A 26,011-nucleotide genomic window follows, 5' to 3' on the forward strand; every position below is an offset into this window, starting at 1 on the left:
ATCGCCAGTGGCGATCCGGACCCCTTTGCGTGCGCGGGTATACCCGTGCACGTGGGATCGGTGACGATCCAGCCAGCGAGTCGACGGCTGTCGCGGACAGCGGGCGGCTCCTGACGCTAAGTTGTGTGAGGGACGAGGAAGGACAGGCGGATGCCGGAGAAGAAGCGCAGGGTACTGCTCAAGCTGTCAGGTGAGGCGTTCGGAGGCGGCCAGTTGGGCGTCAACCCCGACGTGGTCGGGTCGATCGCCCGCGAGATCGCTGAGGCGACCGCCGAGGTCGAGGTCGCAGTGGTCGTCGGAGGCGGCAACTTCTTCCGCGGAGCCGAGCTCAGCCAGCGCGGCATGGACCGCGGCCGAGCCGACTACATGGGCATGCTCGGAACGGTCATGAACGCCCTGGCGCTCCAGGACTTCCTGGAACAGGCCGGTGCCGCCACGCGCGTACAGTCGGCCATCGCCATGACACAGGTCGCCGAGCCGTACATCCCGCTCCGCGCCGAGCGACACCTCGAGAAGGGTCGCGTCGTCATCTTCGGAGCGGGCGCCGGACTCCCGTACTTCTCGACCGACACCGTCTCAGCACAGCGCGCGCTCGAGATCGGAGCCGTCGAGGTCCTCGTCGCCAAGAACGGTGTCGACGGCGTCTACACCGCCGACCCCCGCGTCGACCCGACCGCGACGAAGATCGACACCATCTCCTACCAGGAGGCGCTCCAGCGCGGCCTCAAGGTCGTCGACTCGACGGCCTTCAGCCTCTGCATGGACAACGGCATGCCGATGCGCGTCTTCGGTATGGAGCCGGCCGGCAACGTCACGGCGGCAATCCGCGGTGCTGCTATCGGCACCCTCGTCACCTCCGCGTAAGCGGCAGGGCGGCCGGGCCAAGCGCCGTCGCCCGACTAGACTGAACCCAGTAATGCAATCAAAGGAGTGCTCGTGATCGCGGATGTCCTCTCGGATGTTGGTACCCGGATGTCGAAGGCCGTCGAGGCCGCGAAGGATGACTTCGCCACGGTGCGTACGGGTCGCGCCAACCCCCAGCTGTTCCAGAAGGTCCTGGTGAGCTACTACGGCACGCCGACGCCGCTGGCGCAGCTCGCCTCCCTGCAGAACCAGGAAGCGCGCACGATCGTCGTGACGCCCTACGACAAGTCCGCACTGCGCGACATCGAGCAGGCGATCCGCGACATCCCGAACCTCGGCGCCAACCCGACGAACGACGGCACCGTCATCCGGGTCACCATGCCTGAACTGACCGCTGAGCGTCGCAAGGAATACGTCAAGATCGTCCGCGGCAAGGGTGAAGACGCGAAGGTGTCGATCCGAAACATCCGTCGCAAGGGCAAGGACGACCTCGAGGCGCTCAAGAGCGAAGTCGGCGATGACGACGTCGCACGCGGCGAGAAGGAGCTCGAGGCCGTCACGAAGTCGCACATCGACGCCGTCGACGCCGCGCTGAAGGCCAAGGAGACCGAGCTGCTCTCCATCTGAGCCGCTGTCCCACCGCTGATTCCGTTCGCCGACCGGTCCCTCGACCGACGGCACGCCCGCTGGAGGTACCTGTGGAAGACGATGTCGCTCCCGGGCGATCGAGCGATCCGTCGAAACCCGAACCCGGCCGGTCCGGCAAGTCGGGTCCGCAGGAGTTGCGGTCCCAGCTGAAGGACCGCCGCGCGAAGTTCGAGCGGCAGGTCGACGCCAAACGTGCCGACATCGAACGGCAGGTCCAGGCGACGAAGGCGCAGTTCGACGCGACGAACGAACGCATCGAGGCGCGGGTCGGCCGCAACCTCGTGAACGCCATCCTCATCGGGGTGGCCGCGGGCGGCATCATGCTCGTGAGCCTGATCATCTTCAAGGTGATCTTCGTCGTCCTGGCCTCGGCCGTGGTGGCGTTCGCCACGCTGGAGCTGCGGAAGGCCCTCGAGCAGACCGGGCGCCGGGTGCCGGCTATCCCGACCGTCATCTCGGCTGTCGCGATGCAGCCGGCGGCGTTCTTCCTCCACGACGTCTGGCGTTGGTCCGTCGTCCTGCTCGGCATCCTGCTCGTCATCGTCTGGCGCGTGGCCGAGCAGGCCATCGCCTCGAAGCGGACGGACCTCCCAACGCTGGTCCGCGACCTCGCGTCCGGGACGTTCATCCAGGTCTACGTCCCCTTCCTCGCCTCCTTCGCCGTGTTCCTGGTCGCCCAGCCCGAGGGCGAGTGGTGGACGCTCGCCTTCCTGATCCTCGTCATCTGCGTCGACGTCGGCGCCTACGTGAGCGGTCTGTCGTTCGGCAAGCACAAGATGGCGCCGGTGATCAGTCCGAACAAGACCTGGGAGGGCTTCGCCGGGGCTGGTGTCGTCTCGGTCGTTGCCGGCGTGCTGCTCGCGATCCTCATGCTCGGTGTTCCGTGGTGGGTCGGTGTCCTGCTCGGTCTGCTGCTCCTCGGCAGTGCCACGGTCGGCGACCTCGCGGAGTCGCTCATCAAGCGCGACATCGGTGTGAAGGACATGAGCTCGTGGCTGCCTGGCCACGGGGGATTCCTCGACCGGCTGGACTCGATCCTGCCGTCGGCGGTCGTCGCCTACGTGGTCTTCCTCCTGTTCGGCGGGCTCGCGGTCTGAGTCGCGGCGCGGTCCGATTTCGCCCGATCAGCCCCTCATGGGGGAGAATGGTCCGGTGAGCACGATCTTCCCCACCTCAAAACGTTCGAAGCGTGGCTACGATCCGGCCGAGGTCGACGAGTTCCTCGACCGCGCTCGCGCCGCCTACGGGCAGGAGACCGACGCCGACGCCGATGCGATCCTGAGCGCGGAGGACATCCGGCACGTGGCGTTCCGGCTGGTCCGGGGCGGCTACAGCACCGAGCACGTCGACGCGGCGCTCGAGCGACTCGAGGACGCCTTCTCGCTCCGGGAGCGAGAGCGCTCGGTCGAGGAGCGCGGCGCCAAGGAGTGGCTGCGCGACGCCCGCGGCACCGCGCAGGTCATCCTCAACCGGCTGACGAGGCCGGAGGGCCAGCGGTTCCAGCGCGTGAGCCTACTCGCCCGCGGCTACAGCCGGAAGGACGTGGACGCCCTCGCGGATCGCCTCGTCGCCTACTTCCACGACGGCACGCCGCTCAACGTCGACCGCGTCCGCACGGCCGTGTTCCGCAACGAATGGGCCGGATACCGCGAGTCCCAGGTCGACGCACTGCTCGACAGCGTCGTGGACGTCATGCTGGCGGTTCGCTGAGCATCGGGCGACCAGGTGGCCTGATCAGGCATTCTCGGCTACCATCGATGCATCGTGCCTCAAGACTCAACTGACGTGACCCCGTGGAAGCCATCAGCCCAGCCGAACACCGGTAAGGCTGTTCAGCCCTACCGTCGTCCGCGCTCTCGCGGCAAGAAGGTCCTCGGGATCTTCGCCGCGACGGCTGCATTCGGCTTCGTCGCCGTGACCATGGTCGACCCGACCTCAAGCGTCGTGGCGTCCTCATACGCGGAGAAGCAGGCGCAGTTCGGTGGCAACGCCGCGCAGTCGGTCGTCGCAAGCTCGAACTACCAGTACACCTTCGCCCGCGACAGCTACGAGGTCGTCGCTCCGCCCCCGCCGCCTCCCGTGGCGACGCCGGCCGCGACCGGCGGCGGTTCCTCGTCCACGGGCAGCGCTCCCGCGGCAGGCACGCCCGACCCGGGTACGGCTCAGGCAATCGCTTACGACATGGTCATGGCCAACGGCTGGGGCGAGGGCGAGTACAGCTGCCTCGTCTCCCTGTGGAACCGCGAGTCGGGTTGGAACGTGTACGCCTACAACGCCAGCTCCGGCGCCACGGGCATCCCGCAGGCACTTCCCGGCTCCAAGATGGCTTCGGCTGGAGCCGACTGGGCGACCAACCCCGCGACGCAGATCACCTGGGGCCTCGGATACATCACGAGTCGGTACAGCACGCCATGTGGCGCGTGGGCCCACTCGGAGTCCAACGGCTGGTACTGACCGGAACCGCCTCCGACACGGTCGTGGAGGCTGAGCCTAGACTTGACCCATGCCCCGACACCACCGCCACCGGCCACGGCCCGGCGACGACGAGGGTAACGGTCTCGAACGGCTGATGGCAGGGTGGAAACGCACCGAGGACCATCGAGACGGATCCTGGTTCGTCCAGCCCGTCAGCGGTTCCAGTGCGCAGAAGACCTACGTGTGTCCCGGATGCGGACAGTCCATCCCGCCCGGCACCGCCCATGTGGTCACGTGGCGCGCTGACGGGCTCCTGGGCGACCAGGCCGACATCGCTGCCCGCCGGCACTGGCACTCCCATTGCTGGCGCATCCGGTGAACGCACGCATGCCGCGAATCGACCCGATCACACCGCCCCGGAGGACTGACTCATGACCGACACCATCGAGATCCGTGGTGGCGCCGAGCTCCCCGCCGTCCGCGAGGAGATCGAGCTGCACACGGCCGACGGACTGACCCTCGTCGGCGAGCTCGCGGTGCCAGCCGACGGCGAGATCGTCGCGACCCTGGTGACGCTCCACCCGCTGCCGACCGCCGGCGGGTTCATGGACTCCCATGTGCTCCGGAAGGCCGCGGCGCGCCTGCCTGCGCTCGCGGCGATCGCGGTGCTCCGCTTCAACACCCGTGGCACCTCGTCTCCGCGAGGGACGAGCGACGGCGCGTTCGACGGCGGCGTCGGCGAGCGGGCCGATGTCGAGGCCGCGCTGGCGTTCGTGGCCGAGCGCGGACTTCCGCATCCGTGGATCGTCGGATGGTCGTTCGGGACCGAGCTGGCTTTGAAGTACGGGCGCGACCCGGCCGTCGAGGGCGTGATCCTCCTCTCTCCGCCGCTGCACCGCACGACGGAGGACGAGCTCCGGGCCTGGGCCGGCGACGACCGGCCGATGGTCGTCCTCGTGCCCGAGTTCGACGACTACCTCCGACCCGCGGAAGCGGCGGAACGGTTCAGCGTCCTCCCCGGGGCCACCCTCGTCCCGGTGGACGGTGCCAAGCACCTGTGGGTGGGGGAGAGCCAGACCCGACGCGTGCTCACCGAGATCGTCGCTGCAGTGCGTCCCGAGGCGCTCCCGCTCCCGACCCACTGGCCGACCGCCGGCCTCCCAGCGGCCGTCTAGCCGCCTCCCAGTCATTTCCGATAGCCTGAACCACCTGCGTCTCCTGCCGGCCCGACCCGCCGGATCCCGTCGGACGCAGGATCACCCGCGTCGCTCCGACGCCAGAGGAGAGTAATCCGTGCGTTTCGTTCTCGCCATCGCCGCGTTCGTCGTGGCAGCCGTCATGATCGTGACGGGAATCGCGCAACGGACCGTGTTCCTCTCGCCCGGCACCTTGAGCCTGTCCACGACGGTCGACAGCGGAGACCGGTTCATCGTCATCCCCGGAAGCGTGCTGCAGTCGCAGCCGGGAGCGCAGTCCATCGTGGCGGGCGCGGGCGGCGACACACAGGTGTTCATGAGCTACGGGCGCTCCGACGACATCACGGCCTGGCTCGGCGACGAGCCGTACAGCCGCGTCGGCGTCAACAGTGCCGGCACCGCCCTGACCACCACGACCGTCACCGCCGAAGCGGAGGCGACCGACGACGGGGCCACCCCGAGTCCTGAGCCGTCGGCGACACCGGCCCCCGAGCCAACAGACGACACCACGACCTCCGAGAAGGGCCCTGATCCGCGCGGATCCGACCTCTGGCTCGGCGAGTACGACGAAGCGGGCGCAGTCATCGCGACGATGAGCCTGCCGAAGGACATCGACGTGCTCATCGCGACCGACGGCACGGCCGCCGCTCCGGACTCCCTCCGCCTCTCCTGGCCGCTCGACAACGCCACCCCATGGGCCGGTCCGCTGATCGCCGGCGGCATCCTCGTGCTCCTCGCCGGTATCGTGCTCTACCTCTCGGGGATCCAGCGCATGCGGCGGTCGCGAGGCCCGCGTCGCAAGGGTCCGGGACAAGGACAGAAGGGCATCACGAAGATGTCGAGACAACCGAAGCCGCGCCGCCCCCGTGAACTCGGGGCCGGCAAGACGAAGCGCTCGCCGCTCCGCCGATCCATCGTCGTGGGCGTCCCGCTCGTCCTCATCGGGACCCTCGGTCTGAGCGGCTGCTCCCAGGACTACTGGCCGACCATCGGAGCACCGTCGCCGACGCCCACCGTCACCGCGACGGACCTGCCGGCCGACAGCCAGGACCAGGACTTCGCGGCGCCCGTCGTCACCGTGCCACAGGTCGAGCGGATCGTGTCGCGGATCTCGACGGCGGCGTCCGAGGCCGATGCTGCGCTCGACGGCACAGCGGCAGCCGTCCGGTTCTCCGGGCCGGCGCTCGAGGAGCGCACCGCGAACTACGCCCTCCGCTCGAAGGTGGCCGACGCCGCCGGAGCGACGCCCATACCCGCGTCGCCCGTCACGCTCACCCTGCCTCAGGCGACAGACGCCTGGCCTCGGACGGTCATGACCGCGATCCAGGACAAGGCCGACGAGACGGTGTCGCCGACGGTCCTCGTGATGACGCAGCAGGACCCGCGGTCGAACTACCAGGTCGTCTACGCGGAGAAGCTCCTCGAGGGCGCCCGACTCGAGAACGTCGCGCCCGCGACCATCGGTGCCGCGAGCGTCCCGCCCGACTCGAAGCTGCTCGTCATGCCGCCGGAGGAGATCGCCGCGGCGTACGCCGACATCATCACCAACGGCGACGCGAGCACCTTCGCCGGCCTGTTCAACGCTGACGGCGACGTCTTCCGGACGCAGGTCGCCGCGGATCGCGCCGCGAAGGCCGCCAGCCTGCCGACGACGGCCAGCATCGCCTTCTCGGCGGCCGCCGGTACCGGCCCGAACGTCGCGTTGGCGACCAACGACTCCGGCGCGATCGTCGCCGTCAACGTGCAGGAGGGCGAGGTGGTCTCCGTCGTCACAGCCGGTGCTACCGTGAAACCTCAGGGTGCCGTCGCCGCGCTCTCCGGGATCACCGAGAGCGCGAAGGGGACGCAGGCCACCTATGGCGACCAGCTCCTGTTCTACGTGCCAGCCGTCAACTCCGGAGAGAAGATCACCTTGCTCGGATTCACCCAGACCCTCATCGCCGCATCGGAGCTTCCGTGAGTGCCGCGGAGCCGAGCGCAGCACACCTGCGCGGCGCCGTCGACCTCTCCGGCCTCGCGCGTCGCCACCAGGCGCCGCCCGCCGGTGCGCCGGCACAGCCAGGTGCGCCTGCAGAAGCGCCCGGGGCCACGACCGATCAGACCGTTCAGGTCCCGTCCCTGGTCTTCGACGCGACCGACGACGGGTTCGGTCAGGTCGTCGAGCTGTCCTCCGTGGTCCCCGTCATCATCGACCTCTGGGCCGAATGGTGCGGGCCGTGCAAGCAGCTCTCGCCGGTGCTCGAGCGCCTCGCCGCCGAATACGCCGGTCGCTTCGTGCTCGCCAAGGTGGACGTCGACGCGAACCCGCAGCTCTCCCAGGCCTTCCAGGCGCAGTCGATCCCGATGGTCGTCGCCGTCGTGGGCGGACGCCCGGTGCCGATGTTCAACGGTGCGATCCCGGAGTCGCAGGTGCGCGACGTGATCGAGCAGCTGCTGCAGCTGGCCGAGCAGAACGGGGTCTCCGGTCGGGCCGTCGTCGCCGATGGCGACGCCGCAGCCCCCGCCGAGCCCGTTGAAGAGCCGCTGCCGCCCCTCCACGCCGAGGCGTACGAGGCCATCGAACGCGCCGACTACCCGACGGCCATCGCCGCGTATGAGAAGGCCATCGCGCAGAACCCGAAGGACGACATGGCTGTGGCCGGCCTCGCCCAGGTCCGTCTGCTGCACCGCCTCACGGGGAAGACCCTCGATGAGATCCGCGGACGAGCGGCCGCCGCTCCCGATGATCTCGACGCCCAGCTGACCGTCGCCGACCTCGACCTCTCCGGAGGGCACCTCGAGGACGCCTTCGATCGTCTGCTGACGCTGTTCCCCGACCTCGACCAGTCGGGCAAGGACACCGTCCGGACGCGCCTGCTCGAGCTGTTCCAGGTCGCCGGCGTCACCGATCCGCGCGTGATGAAGGCCAGGGCCCGGTTGACCGGCCTCCTCTACTGACCGACCGGTGCACGACGAAGGCCCGCCTCCCTCAGGAGGCGGGCCTTCGTCGTGCAGCCGGGTGCCGCGGAAGCCTGGTCAGCCGACGTGCTTGAGCCAGATCATGCCGAGCGGCGGGAGCGTGAGCTCGGCGGAAGCCGGGCGTCCTGCCCACGGTGACGCCGACGCCTCGATCGATCCGTAGTTGCCCACGCCGGATCCGCCGTACTCCACGGCGTCGGTGTTGAGGAGTTCCTCCCACCGACCTGCGCGAGGCAGACCGACCCGGTACGGGCCGACGGGGGCGCCGGAGAAGTTGACGAGCGCGGCGATCACGTTGCCGTCGTCGTCCCAGCGCAGGAAGGAGAGCACGCTGTTCTGCGCGTCCCCGGCGTCGAGCCATTCGAAGCCGGCGGCGTCGTGGTCGAGGGCCCAGAGAGCCGGGTGCTCCGTGTACACGGCGTTGAGCCGGGACACGAGGCCGAGCAGTGCCCGGTGGCTCGGCTGGTCCAGGATCCACCAGTCCAGACCGCGTTCCTCCGACCATTCGGAGGGCTGGCCGAACTCCTGGCCCATGAAGAGCAACTGCTTGCCGGGGTGGGCCCACATGAAGGCGAGGTAGGCCCGCATGTTCGCGAGCTGCTGCCAGTGGTCACCGGGCATCTTCGCGAGGAGCGACCCCTTGCCGTGGACGACCTCGTCGTGGCTGATCGGCAGGAGGAAGCTCTCGCTGAACGCGTAGACCATCGAGAAGGTGATCTCGCCGTGGTGGTGTGACCGGTAGAGCGGGTCGTGCTCGATGTACTGGAGCGAATCGTGCATCCAGCCCATGTTCCACTTCAGGCCGAACCCGAGTCCGCCCTCGCTCGTCGGCGCGGTGACGCCGGGCCAACTCGTCGACTCCTCGGCGATCATCACGATGCCGGGGTTCCGTCGATAGGCCGTCGCGTTCGCCTCCTGGAGGAGACTGATCGCCTCGAGGTTCTCGCGCCCGCCGTGGACGTTCGGCAGCCACTCGCCGTCCTTCCGCGAGTAGTCGAGGTACAGCATCGAGGCGACGGCGTCGACGCGCAGGCCGTCGACGTGGAACTCCTCGAGCCAGTAGAGGGCGTTGGCCACCAGGAAGTTCTTGACCTGGGGCTGCCCGAAGTCGAAGACGAGCGTGCCCCAGTCCGGCTGTTCGCCACGTCGCGGGTCTGGGTGCTCGTAGAGGGGCTGACCGTCGAAGTTCGCGAGGGCCCACTCGTCCTTGGGAAAGTGGCCGGGCACCCAGTCCATGAGGACGCCGATCCCCGCGCCGTGGAGACGGTCGATCAGGTATTTGAGGTCGTCGCTCGAACCGAAGCGGCTCGTCGGCGCGTAGTAACCGGTGACCTGGTAGCCCCAGGAGCCGCCGAAGGGGTGCTCGGCGAGTGGCATGAACTCGACGTGCGTGTAGCCGAGCTCCGCGATGTACTCGATGAGCTGGTCCGCGAGGTCCCGGTAGCCGAGCCCGGGACGCCAGGAGCCGACGTGGAGCTCGTAGACGCTCATGGGCCCGTTGTGGGGATCGCTCGCGGCCCGCCGATCGAGCCACGCCTCGTCGGTCCAGTGGTAGTCGCTGACACCGGTCACGGATGCGGTCGCGGGGGACCGCTCGGTGAACCGGGCCATCGGGTCGGACCGACGGACCCAGTCGCCGTGCTGGGTCAGGATCTCGAAGCGGTACAGCTCGCCGGCGCCGATGGTGGGGATGAACAGCTCCCAGACACCCGTCGCACCCATGTTGCGCATGGCGTGCGCAGTGCCGTCCCAGGAGTTGAGATCGCCGATGACCCGGACCGCGCGGGCGTGGGGTGCCCAGACGGCGAACGCGGTGCCGGCGACCGACTCGGTGACCCCACGCAGCTCGGTGACGTGTGCGCCCAGGGCGTCCCAGAGCCGTTCGTGGCGACCCTCGCCGATGAGGTGCAGGTCGAGTTCACCGATCGACGGGGCGAACCGATACGGGTCGTCGGCGTTCCAGATCGACCCGTCGCTGTAGCGGGCGTCGAGCGTGTAGTCGATGATGCCGTCGACGTGGAAGCCCTGCCAGATGCCGGCGCGGACGTGCGCGAGCTCGACGCGCGCACCGTTGGCGAGCACCGCTGTCACCTGCTCGGCCAGCGGACGCCTGGCGCGGACGACCACGAGCGGATCGCTCACCCCGCCGAGGTCGACCAGGTGCTGGCCGAGGATCTCATGTGGATCGTGGTAGCGGCCCTCCGCGACGGCGTCGAGGATCCAGTCCTCGACGGAGGGGAGCGGGAGCTCCCGGGGCGCCGGTGTGGCGTCGACCGGCATCGGTGCGGCGCGACGGCCGGAGCGCTTCGGTGCAGCGGCTCCGTCTGGGGTCACAGGGCTGGTCGTCATGGTCGGATCCTCACGCTCAGGATGTGCACGGGCTCGGCGAAGGCGTCGAGGCGCACGAAGTTGCTGTCGGACCAGATCCACTCGGCTCCCGTGACGAGGTCCGTGACGTCGAAGCTGCCGCCGGGGACACCACCGAACACGGTCTGGTCGAGGTGCACCATGGTCTGTCGCACCGAGTGCGGATCGAGGTTGGCGACGACGAGCAGGGTGTCATGCTCACCGGTGCCGGTGAACCGCTCGTCGAGATGCTTGCTGAAGACGAGGATCTGGTCGTCGTCGCTCCAGTGGAAGCTGATGTTGCGCAACTGCCGGAGGGCGGGATGCGCACGCCGGATCTGGTTGAGCAGGGTGAGGTACGGCGACAGGGAGGAGCCGGCGGCTTCCGCAGCGGCCCAGTCCCGCGGACGGTACTCGAACTTCTCGCTGTCGATGTTCTCCTCGGCACCGGGACGGGCCACGTTCTCGATGAGCTCATACCCGGCGTAGACCCCCCACGTCGGCGCGGCGGTCGCGGCGATCGCCGCACGCACCTTGTACGCCGCCCGGCCACCGAACTGCAGGTACTCGGTGAGGATGTCGGGCGTGTTGACGAACAGGTTGGGCCGGAGGAAGTCGGCGGTCTCGGTCGCTGCCGCGCCGAGGAACTTCTCGAGCTCCTCCTTCGTGTTGCGCCACGTGAAGTAGGTGTAGCTCTGCTGGAACCCGACCTTCGCCAGACCCTGCAGCAGGGCCGGACGGGTGAAGGCCTCCGCGAGGAACACGACGTCGGGGTCCGTCCGATTGACGGTCGCGAGCAACCACTCCCAGAAGTCGAGCGGCTTCGTGTGGGGGTTGTCGACGCGGAAGATGCGCACGCCGAGCGAGATCCAGTGGCGGACGATGCGCAGCACCTCGGCCCGGATGCCCTCGGGGTCGTTGTCGAAGTTGACCGGGTAGATGTCCTGGTACTTCTTCGGCGGGTTCTCGGCGTACGCGATCGTGCCGTCGGGGAGGGTCGTGAACCACTCGGGGTGCTCGGTCACCCAGGGGTGGTCCGGCGACGCTTGCAGGGCGAGATCGAGGGCGACCTCCAGGCCGACCTTCTTCGCCTGGCGGACGAAGGCGACGAAGTCCTTCTCCGTGCCGAGGTCGGGATGGATCGCGTCATGACCGCCCGCGGCACCACCGATCGCCCAGGGGGAGCCCGGGTCGTGCTCGCCTGGCGTGAGGGTGTTGTTCGGCCCCTTGCGGAACGTCACGCCGATGGGGTGGATGGGCGGCAGGTAGAGGACGTCGAAGCCCATCGCGGCGACGGCCGGCAACCGCCCGGCTGCGCTGCGGAAGGTGCCCGACGTCCAGGAGCCGTCCGGGTTCCGCTCAGCACCCTCCGACCGCGGGAAGAACTCGTACCAGGAACCGACGCCGGCCCGGGTGCGCTCGACGCGGACCACGCGCTCGTCGCTCGTGCTCGTGAGACCGGCGAACGGTCGGCGGTCGGCGGTGGCCAGGAGTTCGGGGTCGTCGAGCACCGCGAACCGGGCTTCCGGCTCGGCGTCGGTGTCGCGGAGGAGCTTGGCGGCGGCGGTGAGGAAGCGGCGGTCCTTAGCCGGGCGGAGCTTGTCCGACGAGGCGCGCTCGAGGAGTTCCGCGCCGATGAGGTACATGAGCTCGACGTCGACACCGGCCTCGATCTTGACCCGGGCGTTGTGCTCCCAGGTCGCGAACTCGTCGGCGAAGGCGCGGACCTGGTACCGCCAGGTGCCCTCCGTCGCGAGTTGGACCTCGACCTCGAAGCGGTCGGTGCCCGGAGCGCCCGGAGCCATACGATGCGCGACCGTCTTCCCGCGCGGATCGGTGAGCAGGAGCTCGACACCGATGAGGTCGTGTCCTTCGCGGAACGCGGTCGCGCCGAACGGCACCACCTCGCCCGAGAACGCCTTGGCCGGCCAACGGCCATCTTCGACCGAGGGCGTCGGATCCAGGATCGGGATGCGCCCGATGCTCGGGGACAGCGTGAGCGACACCGGTACGGCGTCGTCGACGGTGGAGGACTGCGGTACTGACTTCGGCATAGTGCGTTCCATCTCCTTCGGTGCCACTGGTCCGACCGTACCGCGAAACGACCGCCGATGAAGGGGCGCGCGGGGTGTCGCGCGTCATGCTAAGGCCTCCGGCGCGGCCGTGTCCCGGGTGGCCGCCCGAAGAGCGTCCGGGTGCGTTCCGCGGTTGCCATAGAGTGAGCGCGTGAAGGCTATCCGCAGGTTTACCGTCCGCGCGCTCATCCCCGAGTCCCTGACCTCGCTCACCGCCCTCGCTGCGAACCTGCGGTGGTCGTGGCACGAGCCGACGCAGCGCCTGTTCGACGAGATCGCACCGGACGTCTGGCGCGAGTCCGACCATGATCCGATCAGCGGCCTCGGACTCGTGACACCGGAGCGACTGGCGGAACTCGCCGCCGATGCGGACTTCGTCGGCCGGGCCGATGCTTTGCACGCCGACCTCCGCCGGTATCTGCAGGAGCCGCGGTGGTACCAGGGCCTCGCGGACCCGAAACCGCAGACGATCGCCTACTTCTCGCCCGAATTCGGTATCGCCGCGGCCCTGCCGCAGTACTCGGGCGGCCTCGGCATCCTCGCCGGCGACCACCTCAAGAGCGCGTCCGACCTGGGTGTGCCGCTCGTCGGCGTGGGCCTCCTCTACCGCTCCGGATACTTCGCGCAGACGATCACGAACGACGGCTGGCAGCAGGAGTCCTATCCCGTGCAGGACCCCGACGGACTCCCGGTCACCGTGCTCCGGGAACCGGACGGGACACCGGTCACCGTCACCCTGGCGCTCCCCGACGACCGGAGCCTGTCGGCACGGGTCTGGATCGCCGAGGTCGGTCGGGTGCCACTGCTACTGCTCGACACGGACATCCCGGAGAACGTCGCCGACCTGCGCGGCGTGACGGACCGGTTGTACGGCGGTGGCGGCGAGCATCGACTCCTGCAGGAACTCCTCCTCGGCATCGGCGGTGTCCGAGCGATCAAGCAGTGGAGCGAGCTCACGGACCACGCGCTTCCGCAGGTGTACCACTCCAACGAAGGCCACGCCGGTTTCCTTGGGCTTGAGCGGATCAGCGACCTCGTCGGGAACGGCCTCTCCTTCGACGAGGCGCTGCAGCTCGTGCGCGGCGGGACCGTCTTCACGACGCACACCCCGGTTCCAGCCGGGATCGACCGGTTCGACCGCGAGGTGATCACGCGCTACTTCAGCGGTGACCTGCTCCCGGGCGTCGCCGCACCGGACGTCCTCGCACTCGGTGACGAGACGGCGAACGGTGGCTCGGCCGACGTGTTCAACCTGGCGATCATGGGCCTGCGTCTGGCACAGCGCGCGAACGGCGTCAGCCGGTTGCACGGCGAGGTGAGCCGCGCGATGTTCCGAGGCCTCTGGCCAGGCTTCGACGTCTCGGACGTGCCGATCACGTCGATCACGAACGGTGTCCACGCCCCGAGCTGGACCGATCCGTCGCTCGTCGACCTCGCCGTGGACCGGTGGGGGACGACCGACACGAGTCGGGCGGACTGGTCCGATCCCTCGCTCTCGGACGCCGAGCTCTGGTCGCGGAAGCACGGGATGCGGGAGCGCCTCGTCGCCGACGTGCGGCGCCGGATCGCCGACGGGTATCGGAGCCAGAATCCGCAGGCGGTGCTCCCGTCCTGGATCGACGAACTGCTCGACCCCGAGGTGTTGACGATCGGGTTCGCCCGGCGCGTGCCGAGCTACAAGCGGCTCACCCTCATGCTGCGCGATCCCGATCGACTGCGCGCGATCCTGCTCGACCCCGAACGGCCCGTCCAGATCGTCGTCGCGGGCAAGGCACACCCGGCGGACGACGACGGCAAGCGGCTCATCCAGCACCTCGTGCGGTTCGCCCAGGACCCCGAGCTCCGATCGCGCATCGTCTTCCTGCCGGACTACGGCATCGGGATGGCCAAGACGCTCTACCCCGGCTGTGACGTGTGGTTGAACAACCCGCTGCGTCCCCTCGAAGCCTGCGGGACGTCCGGCATGAAGGCCGCACTCAACGGGGCCCTGAACCTGTCGATCCTCGACGGATGGTGGAACGAGTACGCGGACGGCGAGAACGGTTGGGTCATCCCGTCTGCCGACGGTGCGGCGGACGACGAGGAACGCGACGCCCTCGAGGCCACGGCGCTGTACGAGATCCTCGAGCACCAGCTGGTGCCGCGGTTCTACGAGCGCGAGGACGACGGCCTGCCGCAGCGCTGGATGCAGATGGTGCGACACACGATCTCGACGCTGTCCGAACCACTCAGCGCCGACCGCATGGTCCGCGAGTACACGGAGCGCATGTACCTCCCGGCGGCTGCGATGGAGCGCGAGCTCAACGCGTCCGATCAGCAGCGGGCGCGCGAGCTGGCGGCGTACAAGCAGCGGGTGCGCGAGGCTTGGCCACAGCTGGCGGTCGCCCATGTCGAGAGCGGCGGTGTCGACGCGGTCCCGCAGGTCGGTGACGTGCTGCGGCTGCGCGCCTACGTCCAGCTGGGATCGCTGTCACCGGAGGACGTGACCGTCGAGGTGGTCTGCGGGGTACCCGGTACCGGGGGAGAACTGCTCGACATCCGGACGCAGCCGCTCGAGCAGCAGCAGTCCCCGTCGACGAGTCGGCCGGAGCACACGCTCGAGTACGCCGGGACGCTTCCCCTCGATCGGGCCGGCGGGTTCGGGTACACGGTGCGCATCGTGCCGAGACACGAGCTGCTCCTCACCCCCGCGGAACTCGGGCTCGTCGCCGTGGCGGACCAGTAGGGCGATCTCGTCGAGGGATCCGGCTATCTGGCGATCCGCGCGACGACGGCGGAGACGGCCGTTCCGAGGTCGGACGGGGTGAGTTCGAGGTCGAACCCGCGCCGACCACCCGAGACCAACACCGTCTCGTGCTCGAAGGCGCTCTCGTCGAGCACCGTCGGGAGCGTGGTGCGCTGCCCGATCGGGCTGATGCCGCCGACCACGTAGCCCGTCTTCCGCTCGGCGACGGCAGGATCCGCCATCGTCGCCCGCTTCCCGTCGAGGGCCGCCGCGAGCGCCTTGAGGTCGAGTTGGTCGGCGACCGGGACGATCGCGACGACGAGCGACCCGTCCACCTCCGCCAGCAGGGTCTTGAACACCCTGGGCGGGTCGACCCCGAGCGCAGCGGCGGCTTCGAGACCGAAGGCCGTCACCGACGGGTCGTGTCGGTAGGAGCGCGGGGTGAAGGGGATGCCCAGCGAGGTCAACGCCACCGTCGCCGGGGTGCCGCCACCCTCGGCCCTGCGCTTCGCCATCGTCAGACGGCTCGGAAGAGTTGCATCGACGTGGCCGAGACCGGGACCGTCTGGCCGGGGAGGAACTGCTCCTCCGCGGACGTCGGCGCGTCGTCCGCGGAGTTCCAGATGCGCACGAACGCGGTCACGCCCTCGTGCTCGGGCAACGTGACCTCGACCGGCTGCTCGACGCCGTGCACGATGAGCAGCACGCGGTCGAGCTCCTCGGATTCCGGCGTGCTGGTCGAGAAGAACTGCAGTGTCCGGTTCCGCGGGCTCGTCCAGTCCTCGGTGCTCATGGTCCCGCCCGAGGCGTCGAACCAGTCCATGACACTCGCGCCCGGTACCGTCGTTCCGGCGGCGGCGAAGTGCTCCGGTCGGAGGGCGGGGTGTTCGCGGCGCAGTTCGAGGAGCCGGCGGCTGTGCGCGAGCAACTGGTCCTGCCAGGCCTCCCTCGTCCACCCGACCCACGTCAGCTCGGAGTCGTGACAGTAGGCGTTGTTGTTGCCGCGCTGACTCCGCCCGAACTCGTCGCCCGCCGTGAGCATCGGGACACCCGCCGACAGCAGGAGCGTGCCGAGGAGGTTCCGCATCGCCTTGCGACGAGCGGCGAGGATCGCGGTGTCGTCCGTCGGGCCCTCGGCACCGTGGTTGAAGGAACGGTTGTTGTCCGTCCCGTCGCGGTTGGACTCGCCGTTCCCGACGTTGTGTTTGACGTCATACGAGACGAGGTCGGCCAGGGTGAACCCGTCGTGGGCCGTGATGAAGTTGACGGAGGCCAGCGGACCGCGCTCGGCGGAGAAGGTGTTGCTCGATCCGGCCAGACGGGTCGCGAACCCACCGATCCCGACCGGGGCGTCCGCCCGCCTCGCGTAGTCGATGTCGGAGAGCCAGAAGTTGCGGACGCGATCCCGGTACCGGTCGTTCCACTCATGCCAACCGGCGGGGAAGTTCCCCGTCTGCCAGCCGCCCATCCCGACGTCCCAGGGCTCGGCGATCATCTTCGCATCGGCGAGCGACGGGTCGTGGACGATCGCCTGGAGCAAGGGGTGGTCGGGCGTGAACTCGACCGCCTCGTTACGGCCGAGCGTCGCAGCGAGGTCGAACCGGAAGCCGTCGATCTGCACCTCGTCCGCCCAGTACCGCAACGAGTCGAGCACGAGCTGCTGCGGGATCGGGTGGCCGAAGTCCACGGTGTTGCCGCAACCCGTCACGTCGATGTAGGCGCCGGTGGCGTCCTGACGGTAGTAGGTCGCGTTGTCGATGCCGCGGAAGCTTGTGCGGGGTCCGCCGGGACCCTCCTCGGCGGTGTGGTTGTAGACGACGTCGAGGATGACCTCGAGTCCGGCCTCGTGCAGCAGCTTCACCATGCCCTTGAACTCGCGGAGGACCTCGTCCGCTCCACCCGCCTGAGCCGTCTTCGTCGCGTAGGAGGCGTGTGGACTGAAGAAGTTCAGGGTGTTGTAGCCCCAGTAGTTGACGAGGCCCTGCTTGATGAGACGCTGCTCAGAGGTGAATGCGTGCACCGGCAGCAGTTCGACGCTCGTCACCCCGAGATCGTGCAGATGCGCGATCATCGCGGGGTGGGCGAGGCCCGCGTACGTGCCCCGCAGCTCCTCCGGCACGTCGGGGTGCAGCTTGCTCAGCCCCTTGACGTGCGCCTCGTACACGACGGTCCGGTCGAGCGGGACACGGGGTTTCTGCACACCGCCCCAGTCGAACGCGTCGTCGACGACGACGGAACGCCACTGCTCGGCCGACACCCGGGCGAGCCCGCGGGCGTACGGGTCGAGGAGCAGCAGGCTCGAGTCGAAGGCGTTGTTCGGGAAGGACGGCCCGGAGGCGCGGACCGCATAGCGTCGGCCGAGCACCAGCTCCTCGGAACTCCCACTCCAGACCCCGTCGTCGTCGCGGGTCATCTCGACCGAGTGGGTGATCCAGTTCAGATCCTTGTCGTCGAAGATCACGAGTTCGAGGGCATCCGCGTGCTCGGACCACACACGGAGCTCGCCACCGGACGGGCCGAGGCGGACGCCGAGATCGTGGAAGGGGTCACCAGCGTTCATGGGTTCTACAGTAGTGAGTGCGGGAGTACGCGAAGAGCCGCGGACACCGCGGAGAGGGGAGGAGCGGCATGGTGGTGTACCTGGACCACGCCGCGACGACCCCGGTGCGATCCGAGGTGATCGAGGCCTACGCGTCCGCGATGGCGACCGTCGGCAACCCGGCCTCCATCCACGGCCCCGGGCAGCAGGCCCGCCGCCTCCTCGAAGAGGCGCGTGAGCGGGTCGCAGCGACCCTCGGATGCGACCCCATCGAACTCGTCTTCACGTCCGGCGGCACCGAATCCATCAACCTCGCGCTCAAGGGGCTCTACTGGCACCGCCAGCAGGATCGACGCCGCGCCGCCGTGCTCGCACCCGCGGGGGAGCACCACGCCACGCTCGACACCGTCGAGTGGCTCGAGCGCCACGAGGGGGCGTCCCCGCTCTGGATCCCGCTCGACGACCTCGGACGGGTCTCGCTCGACACGGCGGCCGAGCGCTTCGTCGACCACGGCCCGGACATCGCCGTGGCGACGGCGCTCTGGGCGAACAACGAGGTCGGCACCATCCAGCCCGTCGTCCGGCTGGCGGCGCTCGCCGCAGCGGCCGAGGTGCCGTTCCACCTGGACGCGGTCTCGACCTACGGACACCTCCCCATCGACCTCGCCGACCTTCGCGCCGCGTCCGGATCCGTCGGTGCCAGTGGTCTCGTGGCGCTCAGCGTCTCCGCGCACAAGATCGGTGGTCCCGTGGGGATCGGGGCGCTGGTCGTGAGCCGCGCAGCCGTGGTGGAGCCGTTGCAGCACGGTGGTGGACAGCAGCGCGGACTCCGCTCCGGCACGCAGGACGTCGCGGCAGCCGTCGGGTTCGCCGTCGCCGCAGAGCTCATGGCGCTCGAGCGGACCGCGGAGCAGGAGCGTCTCGGCACCTTGCGCGACCGACTCGTGGCCGGCGTGCGGGCGACCGTTCCGGAGGCCGAGCTGACGGGTGATCCCAGCGAGCGACTCGCGTCGAACGCGAACTTCGTGTTCCCCGGCGCACAGGGGGACTCGATGCTCTTCCTCCTCGACCTCGCAGGCGTGGCGGTCTCGACGGGCTCCGCCTGCCAGGCCGGCGTCCCGGAACCGTCGCATGTCCTGCTCGCGATGGGACGCCCGGAGACGGAGGCCCGATCGGTGCTCCGGATCACGCTGGGCCGGACGACGACCGAGACGGACGTGGACGACTTCCTCCAGGCCCTGCCGCGCGCGTACGCACAGGCGAGTCGGGCCGGTTCCGCCGACCGCGACACGGCGCTGGGCGCTCGTCCCTGAGCAGCCGCCCCCGTCACCGCTTGCGGGTGGCCGTCCAGCGGCTGGCGCGTAGACTTGCCCGGTGAAAGTTCTGGCAGCGATGAGTGGCGGAGTCGACTCCGCCGTGGCAGCGGCACGCGCCGTCGACGCAGGCCATGAGGTGGTCGGCGTCCACCTGGCGCTCAGCCGGATGCCGGGCACGCTCCGCACCGGCAGTCGCGGGTGCTGCACCATCGAGGACTCGATGGACGCCCAGCGCGCGGCGAACCTGATCGGCATCCCCTACTACGTGTGGGACTTCTCGGAGCGCTTCAAGCTCGACGTGGTGGACGACTTCATCGCCGAGTACCGCGCCGGCCGGACCCCGAACCCGTGCATGCGCTGCAACGAGAAGATCAAGTTCGCGGCGTTGCTCGAGAAGGCGCTCGACCTCGGGTTCGACGCGGTCGTGACCGGTCACTACGCCACGATCGTCACGAGCCCCGAGGGCGATCGCGAGCTGCACCGCGCGAGTGCCTGGGCGAAGGACCAGTCGTACGTCCTGGGCGTGCTCACCGCCGAACAGCTCGCGCACTCGATGTTCCCGCTCGGCGCGACGCCGTCGAAGGCCGAGGTCCGTGCCGAGGCCGGAGAGCGCGGCTTCACGGTTGCGAACAAGCCCGACAGCCACGACATCTGCTTCATCCCCGACGGCGACACCAAGGGCTGGTTGGGGGAGCGGGTCGGCACCGAGACCGGCCAGGTCCTCGACCGCGACGGAGCCGTCGTCGGTTCGCACGAGGGAGCCCACGCCTTCACCGTCGGCCAGCGCAAGGGCCTGCACCTCGGCGTGCCGGCGCCGGACGGACGTCCGCGCTTCGTCCTCGAGGTGCGCCCGAAGGACAACACGGTCGTCGTCGGGCCGAAGGAGGCGCTCGCCATCGGCGAGATCGCCGGTTCGCGCTTCACCTGGGCGGGGAGGGCGCCGGAGGTCGGCGTCGCACCGATCCCGTGCGACGTCCAGATCCGTGCGCACGCCGACCCGGTCCCCGCCGCGCTGACGCTCGTCGACGGCGAGCTCGTCGTCCACCCGGAGACGCCACTCGACGGTGTCGCTCCCGGACAGACCGCCGTGCTGTACAGCGGGACGCGCGTCCTCGGCCAGTTCACGATCGACCGCACCGTCAGCGCGGTGCCCGTCGGAGCCGCCGCCTCCGCCTGAGGACACCGGAACGACGGAACGCCCGACGAGCCAGGCTCGTCGGGCGGTCCGCGTCGATCGTCAGGATCGGGTCTGTGCGCCCGCCTTGGACTTCTTGGGCTTCTTGACGAAGAGGGTCTCCGCCTCCTCGAGCGTCAGGCCGTTCGTCTCGGGGATCTTCGCGAGGACGAAGACGAACGAGAGGAGCGCGAACAGCGCGTACATGCCGTAGGTCACCGGCAGGGAGAACGCGGCGAGGGCCGGGAAGCTGACCGTGATGAGGAAGTTCGCGATCCACTGCGCCATCGCCGCGACACCGAGCGCCTTCGCGCGCAGGCGGTTCGGGAAGATCTCGCCGAGGAGCACCCAGACGAGCGGTCCCCACGACGCGCCGAACGCGACGACGAACACGTTCGCGGCCACGAGGGCGATCGTGCCCCACGGCTGGGGCAGCGAGACCTCGCCGGCGCTGTCGGTGACCGACTGCGTGAACGCGATCGCCATCGCGCCGAGCGAGACCGTCATACCGATGGAACCCGCGAGGAGGATCGGCCGTCGACCGATGCGGTCCACGAGCAGGATGGCGACGACGGTGACCGCGACGTTCGTCACCGAGGTGATGACCGAGATGAGGAGCGAGTCGGACTCCTGGAACCCGACAGCCTTCCACAGCGTCGTCGAGTAGTAGAAGATCACGTTGATGCCGACGAACTGCTGGAAGATCGACAGGATGATGCCGATCCAGACGATCGGCAGGAGCCCGAAGCGTCCGCCCCAGAGGGTCGCCTTCTTCTGCTGCTCATCGTCCTTCACCGCCTGCTCGGCGAGCTTGACGGCGCGATCCACCTCCTCCTGCGGCCAGACGGTCGCGAAGATCCGACGGGCCTCGTCCGACTTGCCCTTGCGGACGAGGAACCGGGGCGACTCGGGGAGTCGCATCGCGAGCACGCCGTAGACCACGGCCGGGAGCGCGCAGGCGATGAACATCCAGCGCCAGGCCTCGACGCCGAACCACAGCGGGTTCGAGGCGCCGCCGGCGGCGCCCGCCAGGACGGAGTCGGACAGGAGCGCGGCGAAGATGCCGAGCGTGATGGCGAGCTGCTGCAGCGAGGCGAGACGGCCGCGGATGGCGCTCGGTGCGATCTCGGCGATGTACGCCGGAGCCACGACCGAGGCGATGCCGATACCGAGCCCACCGACGATGCGCCAGATGACGAGGTCCCAGGGGGAGAAGGCGAAGCCGGCTCCGAAGGAGGAGATGAAGAACAGGCCGGCACCGAGCAGCATCGTGAAGATGCGGCCGCGGCTGTCGGCGATCCGGCCCGCGAGGTAGGCGCCGAGCGCGCAACCGAGCAGCGCTGACGCGACCGCGAAGCCGATGAGCGCCTCACTGAGCGCGAAGTGGTCCTGCATCGCGTCGACCGCGCCGTTCACCACGGAGGAGTCGAACCCGAAGAGGAAGCCACCGACCGCGGCCGAGACGGAGATGCCGATGACGCGCGCGGTCAGCTGCTTGCTGGTAGGAGCCGCCCCCGTTCCCGGACTGCTGGACTGGGACATGGTTCCTCCGATTCCGCGCGCATGGTTCCTGCGGCACTGCGACACCCTACTCCTCGATGAGACCCGCCCCGACCCCGTTGCGCACATCCGGGAGGACGTGCCGGGTGTCAAGCGCCCGCCGGTGTCGGACGCCGCTCGTAGACTGGACGCCGTGGCGAACAGCACCGGACAGACCCTCCAGCAGGCATCGAGCGAGGCCGAGGAACTCACCTCGCGCATCCTCGAGCTCCGCGACGCGTACTACGAGCGCGACGAGTCGCTCGCCTCCGACGAGGAGTACGACGCGATGCTCCGTCGGCTCGAGGAGCTCGAGCGTCTCTTCCCCGAGCTGCAGAGCCAGGACAGCCCCACTCAGACCGTCGGCGGGCGTGCCGAGACCACGCTGTTCGCCCCCGTCACCCACCTCGAGCGCATGCTCAGCCTCGACAACGTCTTCTCGATCGAGGAGTTCCTCGCCTGGGCCGCCAAGGTCGAGCGCGACGCCGGAGGGTCCGTCCAGTACCTCTGCGAACTGAAGATCGACGGCCTCGCCATCAACCTCCGGTACGAGCGCGGCCGCCTCGTGAGCGCGGCCACGCGCGGCGACGGCGTCGTCGGCGAGGACGTCACGGAGAACGTGCGGTACATCCGTTCCATCCCCGAGCGCCTGACGTCGTCAGACCCCGAGGTCGAGTTCCCGGAGGTCGTCGAGGTCCGGGGCGAGATCTTCTTCCCGGTCGAGGCCTTCCGCGAACTGAACGCCAACCAGGCGGCGGCCGGTGAACGGGTCTTCGCCAACCCACGCAACGCGGCGAGCGGTTCCCTGCGCCAGAAGGCGGAGAGCAAGAACCCGGCCCAGCTCGCACTCATGCACGACCGGCTCGGCCGCCTGCAGATGCTCGTCCACGGAATCGGCGCGTGGGAACAGCCGCCCGTCGCCCGGCAGTCACAGGTCTACGAGCTGCTGCACAGCTGGGGGCTCCCGACCTCCTCGCACTACCGGGTCCACGACGAGGCGACCGGCGCGGCGGAGTTCATCGAGTACTTCGGCGCCCACCGCGACAGCGTCGAGCACGAGATCGACGGCGTCGTCGTGAAGGTCGACGATCTCGCGCTCCACGGCGAGCTCGGCGCGACGAGTCGTGCTCCGCGATGGGCCATCGCCTACAAGTACCCGCCCGAGCAGGTGAACACGAAGCTCCTCGACATCGTCGTGAGCGTCGGGCGCACCGGTCGCGCCACCCCGTTCGCCGTCATGGAGAAGGTGCTCGTCGCCGGCAGCGAGGTACGTCAGGCGACCCTGCACAACCAGGACGTCGTGAAGGCGAAGGGGGTGCTCATCGGCGACACCGTCGTCCTCCGGAAGGCCGGCGACGTCATCCCCGAGGTCCTCGGCCCGGTCGTCGAGCTCCGCGACGGTTCGGAGCGCGAGTTCGTCATGCCCGAGCACTGCCCCGAGTGCGGTACCACCCTCGCCCCCGCGAAGGAGGGCGACATCGACCTGCGATGCCCGAACGCGCGGAGCTGTCCGGCGCAGGTGCGCGGACGCGTCGAGCACATCGGCTCCCGTGGCGCGCTCGACGTCGAGGCGCTCGGCGAGGTGGCGGCAGCGGCGCTCACCCAGCCGGTGGAGCCCGCGGAACCACCGCTGACGACCGAGGCCGGACTCTTCTCGCTCACGATGGCCGACATCTTCCCGGTCACCGTGATCGTCCGCGACAACGAGACCGGGCTGCCCAAGCTCAACGAGGACGGATCCGAGAAGCGCGTCACGCCCTTCCGCCGCCGACGCGCCAAGAAGGACGGCGTGCACGATCCGGCCGCGGCCGAGTTCGACGGCGACGAGTCCTCGGTGCCGTCCAAGAACGCGATCGAACTCCTCGCCAACCTCGACGGCGCGAAGACCCGCCCGCTCGCACGGTTGCTCGTGGCACTGAACATCCGCCACGTCGGCCCGGTGGCCGCCCGGTCACTCGCGGAGTACTTCGGTTCGCTCGACGCCATCCGTGCGGCCACCCGCGACGAGCTCGCAGAGGTCGACGGCGTGGGCGGGATCATCGCCGACGCGCTCATCGCCTGGTTCGAGGTCGACTGGCATCGCGAGATCGTCGAGGAGTGGACTGCGGCGGGCGTGCAGTGGGCGACACCCGGACACCCGGGGCCTGGCGCGGCGGTCGCGGCCGGTGGGGTGCTGTCCGGTGTCACCGTCGTCGCCACCGGTTCGCTCGAGGGCTTCACCCGGGAGGGTGCGCTGGAAGCGATCGTGCAGGCGGGCGGGAAGGCGGCGTCGAGCGTCTCGAAGAAGACCGACTTCGTCGCCGCCGGCCCGGGTGCCGGGTCGAAGCTCGCGAAGGCCGAAGCACTCGGTCTGCGGATCATCGACGCCGAGCAGTTCGCCCTGCTCGTCTCCGAGGGTCCGGCGGCGCTCGGCGAGCCGGAGGCCCCGGCCGCGGATGAGGCCGAGGGTGCGGCGTCCGCCGACGAGGTGCCGACGGACTGACCTCAGTCCTTGTCGGCCTGCAGCATCTCGTCGCGGACCTGGCGGCGCAGCACCTTGCCGATGAGCGACTTGGGGAGCTCGTCCACGACGACGACCCGCTTCGGCACCTTGTACGGGGTGAGGATCTCCCGCGCCCAGGCTCGGAGGGCATCCGGTTCCACGGTGGCACCGGGAGCCGCGACGACGGCCGCGACGACCTGCTCGCCGGAGTGGGGATCGGGGAGCCCGACGACGGCGGCGTCGGCGACCGACGCGTGTCCGCGGAGCACCTGCTCGACCTCGCTCGGCGACACGTTGAACCCGCCGGTGATGATGAGCTCCTTGATCCGGTCGACGACCGTCATGAACCCCTCCTCATCGATGGACACGATGTCGCCGGTGCGGAACCAGCCTCCTGGGAGCAGGACGGCGGCGGTCTCCTCGGGCTTGTTGTAGTAGCCGTGGAACACCTGCGGGCCGCGGACGAGCAGCTCGCCCGCCTCGCCGGCCGGTCGGTCGGTCTCCGGATCGTCGGGATCCACGACGCGCACCTCGGTGCTCGGCAGCGGGAGGCCGATGGTCCCGGGCTTCCGTGCGGTCGAGACCGGGTTCGCGGAGATGACCGGTGAGCACTCGGAGAGCCCGTAGCCCTCGACGAGGAAGCCGCCGGACGCGGCTTCGAACGGGACGACGAGGTCGTGCGGCAGCGGCATCGCGCCCGAGATGGCGATCTCGGTGCCCTGCAGTGACACGCCCTGCTCGGTCGCCGCGGTCAGGAGTCGGTCGGCGATGGGCGGGACGGCGGGCAGGAAGGTCGGCGGTCGCTTCTTCATGACCTTGAGGACGAGCGCCGGGTCGAACTTCGGGAAGAGGACGAGGCGCGAGCCCATGCTCATGGCGAACGTCAGGCAGAGCGTCAGGCCGTAGGCGTGGAACATCGGGAGCACCGCGTAGACGACGGCCTCCCCGCGCTTGACCGTGGGCACCCAGGCGCGGGACTGCGCCGCGTTCGCGAGCAGGTTGCCGTGGGTGAGTGCGGCCCCCTTGGGCGAGCCCGTCGTCCCGCTCGTGTACTGGATGAGCGCGAGGGCGTCGGTCGCGGGCTTCGGGTGGCTCGCCGGAAGCGGCCCCGAGGTCAGGAGCTGCTCCCACCGCACGGTGCCCGAGACCGGCGCGGTGAGCTGAGCCCGTGAGGCTCGCGCCTTCGGGATGGGCAGACGGAGAGCGGCGCGCATGTGGAGCGGCATCGCCCGGGTCACGTCGATCGTCACGAGCGAGTGCACCGCCAGGTCGGCCGGGAAGTCCTGCAGGTGCTCGGCGACCTTGTCCCAGACGATCGCGAACGTCGCGCGGTGGTCCTCGAACTGGTGGCGGAGCTCTTGGGGGGTGTAGAGCGGATTGTGCTCGATGACGACGGCGCCCAGCCTGAGGACCGCGTAGAACGCGACGATGTGCTGCGGGCAGTTCGGGAGCATGAGGGCGACGGGGTCACCCGCCCGGACACCGAGTGCGCGCAGGCCGGCGGCGGCTCGGGCGATCAGCGCCTCGAGCTCCGTGTAGGTGGTGGTCGACCCGAAGAACTCCAGCGCGACGGCGTCCGGGTAGCTCGCGGCGGAGGCTTCGACGAGATCGCCGAGGCTGCCGGTCTGCTCGGGGATGTCGTCCGGCACGTCGGCGGCGTAGCTCGCAAGCCAGGGACGCTCGTGCGGGGGACGGGGACGGCTGCTCGAGTCGTTCTGGGTCACCGTCCCACTG

19 protein-coding genes are annotated in these 26,011 nt (G+C 69.6%); 13 read left to right on the top strand and 6 right to left on the bottom strand.

Annotation, left to right across the window (positions count from 1 at the left end; all coding sequences use genetic code 11):
* The first annotated feature begins 150 nt into the window (after positions 1-150).
* The 9 genes from pyrH to B9Y95_RS03610 all read left to right on the top strand — a co-directional run bounded on the left by pyrH (position 151) and on the right by B9Y95_RS03610 (position 8,060).
* Positions 151-864 carry a UMP kinase gene (gene pyrH / locus B9Y95_RS03570; protein ID WP_056006822.1) on the top strand — a complete coding sequence of 238 codons (714 nt, stop codon included), beginning with the start codon at positions 151-153 and terminating at the stop codon, positions 862-864.
* A gap of 72 nt (positions 865-936) precedes the next feature.
* Entirely contained in the window at positions 937-1,491 is a 555-nt protein-coding gene (gene frr / locus B9Y95_RS03575) for a ribosome recycling factor (protein ID WP_064295107.1), read from the top strand.
* Positions 1,492-1,562: 71 nt separating this feature from the next.
* Positions 1,563-2,609, top strand: a complete 1,047-nt coding sequence (locus tag B9Y95_RS03580; protein WP_234993946.1) for a phosphatidate cytidylyltransferase — start codon at positions 1,563-1,565, stop codon at positions 2,607-2,609.
* Between the two features lie 55 nt (positions 2,610-2,664).
* Positions 2,665-3,222 carry a DivIVA domain-containing protein gene (locus B9Y95_RS03585; protein ID WP_234993947.1) on the top strand — a complete coding sequence of 186 codons (558 nt, stop codon included), beginning with the start codon at positions 2,665-2,667 and terminating at the stop codon, positions 3,220-3,222.
* A gap of 75 nt (positions 3,223-3,297) precedes the next feature.
* The gene (locus tag B9Y95_RS03590) at positions 3,298-3,966 is read left to right on the top strand and encodes an aggregation-promoting factor C-terminal-like domain-containing protein (RefSeq protein WP_079705666.1); all 669 of its coding nucleotides are present in this window, start codon (positions 3,298-3,300) and stop codon (positions 3,964-3,966) included.
* A 49-nt stretch (positions 3,967-4,015) separates the two neighbouring features.
* Positions 4,016-4,306 carry a hypothetical protein gene (locus tag B9Y95_RS03595; protein WP_085510639.1) on the top strand — a complete coding sequence of 97 codons (291 nt, stop codon included), beginning with the start codon at positions 4,016-4,018 and terminating at the stop codon, positions 4,304-4,306.
* Positions 4,307-4,358: 52 nt separating this feature from the next.
* Complete coding sequence (locus B9Y95_RS03600) at positions 4,359-5,102, top strand: alpha/beta hydrolase (protein ID WP_085510640.1); 744 nt, start codon at positions 4,359-4,361, stop codon at positions 5,100-5,102.
* A gap of 118 nt (positions 5,103-5,220) precedes the next feature.
* The gene (locus B9Y95_RS03605; RefSeq protein ID WP_085510641.1) at positions 5,221-7,083 is read left to right on the top strand and encodes a DUF8094 domain-containing protein; all 1,863 of its coding nucleotides are present in this window, start codon (positions 5,221-5,223) and stop codon (positions 7,081-7,083) included.
* Positions 7,080-8,060 carry a tetratricopeptide repeat protein gene (locus tag B9Y95_RS03610; protein WP_085510642.1) on the top strand — a complete coding sequence of 327 codons (981 nt, stop codon included), beginning with the start codon at positions 7,080-7,082 and terminating at the stop codon, positions 8,058-8,060. Before B9Y95_RS03605 ends, B9Y95_RS03610 begins: the two co-directional genes overlap by 4 nt.
* 78 nt (positions 8,061-8,138) lie before the next feature.
* Here the strand turns inward: B9Y95_RS03610 and glgB are convergent, their stop codons facing one another.
* Both glgB and B9Y95_RS03620 read right to left on the bottom strand, forming a co-directional pair.
* Positions 8,139-10,361 carry a 1,4-alpha-glucan branching protein GlgB gene (gene glgB, locus B9Y95_RS03615; RefSeq protein ID WP_123539795.1) on the bottom strand — a complete coding sequence of 741 codons (2,223 nt, stop codon included), beginning with the start codon at positions 10,359-10,361 and terminating at the stop codon, positions 8,139-8,141.
* A 65-nt stretch (positions 10,362-10,426) separates the two neighbouring features.
* Complete coding sequence (locus B9Y95_RS03620) at positions 10,427-12,481, bottom strand: alpha-1,4-glucan--maltose-1-phosphate maltosyltransferase (protein ID WP_085510644.1); 2,055 nt, start codon at positions 12,479-12,481, stop codon at positions 10,427-10,429.
* 172 nt (positions 12,482-12,653) lie between these two features.
* Here B9Y95_RS03620 and glgP point away from each other — a divergent pair, with 172 nt between their 5' ends.
* Positions 12,654-15,227 (top strand): alpha-glucan family phosphorylase, encoded by a 2,574-nt coding sequence (gene glgP / locus B9Y95_RS03625; protein WP_085510645.1) that lies wholly within the window; start codon positions 12,654-12,656, stop codon positions 15,225-15,227.
* A 23-nt stretch (positions 15,228-15,250) separates the two neighbouring features.
* On the opposite strand, the gene ybaK is transcribed toward glgP, so the two are convergent.
* Complete coding sequence (ybaK, locus tag B9Y95_RS03630; protein ID WP_085510646.1) at positions 15,251-15,742, bottom strand: Cys-tRNA(Pro) deacylase; 492 nt, start codon at positions 15,740-15,742, stop codon at positions 15,251-15,253.
* A gap of 2 nt (positions 15,743-15,744) precedes the next feature.
* Positions 15,745-17,787 carry a glycogen debranching protein GlgX gene (gene glgX / locus B9Y95_RS03635; RefSeq protein WP_085510647.1) on the bottom strand — a complete coding sequence of 681 codons (2,043 nt, stop codon included), beginning with the start codon at positions 17,785-17,787 and terminating at the stop codon, positions 15,745-15,747.
* Positions 17,788-17,855: 68 nt separating this feature from the next.
* Here glgX and B9Y95_RS03640 point away from each other — a divergent pair, with 68 nt between their 5' ends.
* Complete coding sequence (locus tag B9Y95_RS03640; RefSeq protein WP_085510648.1) at positions 17,856-19,079, top strand: cysteine desulfurase family protein; 1,224 nt, start codon at positions 17,856-17,858, stop codon at positions 19,077-19,079.
* 61 nt (positions 19,080-19,140) lie between these two features.
* Positions 19,141-20,259, top strand: coding sequence for a tRNA 2-thiouridine(34) synthase MnmA (gene mnmA, locus B9Y95_RS03645; protein ID WP_234993948.1), 1,119 nt, complete (start codon positions 19,141-19,143; stop codon positions 20,257-20,259).
* A gap of 60 nt (positions 20,260-20,319) precedes the next feature.
* Here the strand turns inward: mnmA and B9Y95_RS03650 are convergent, their stop codons facing one another.
* Positions 20,320-21,798, bottom strand: coding sequence for a sugar porter family MFS transporter (locus B9Y95_RS03650; protein WP_079705678.1), 1,479 nt, complete (start codon positions 21,796-21,798; stop codon positions 20,320-20,322).
* A gap of 151 nt (positions 21,799-21,949) precedes the next feature.
* Between B9Y95_RS03650 and ligA the strand changes: the two genes are divergently transcribed.
* A complete protein-coding gene (ligA, locus tag B9Y95_RS03655) occupies positions 21,950-24,277 on the top strand; it encodes an NAD-dependent DNA ligase LigA (RefSeq protein ID WP_234993949.1) in 2,328 nt (775 codons plus the stop codon).
* Positions 24,278-24,279: 2 nt separating this feature from the next.
* On the opposite strand, the gene B9Y95_RS03660 is transcribed toward ligA, so the two are convergent.
* Positions 24,280-26,001 (bottom strand): long-chain-fatty-acid--CoA ligase, encoded by a 1,722-nt coding sequence (locus tag B9Y95_RS03660; protein ID WP_234993950.1) that lies wholly within the window; start codon positions 25,999-26,001, stop codon positions 24,280-24,282.
* Between the last annotated feature and the right edge of the window lie 10 nt (positions 26,002-26,011).

Source organism: Plantibacter flavus, from assembly GCF_900177615.1.
Classification (GTDB): Bacteria; Actinomycetota; Actinomycetes; order Actinomycetales; family Microbacteriaceae; genus Plantibacter; species Plantibacter flavus.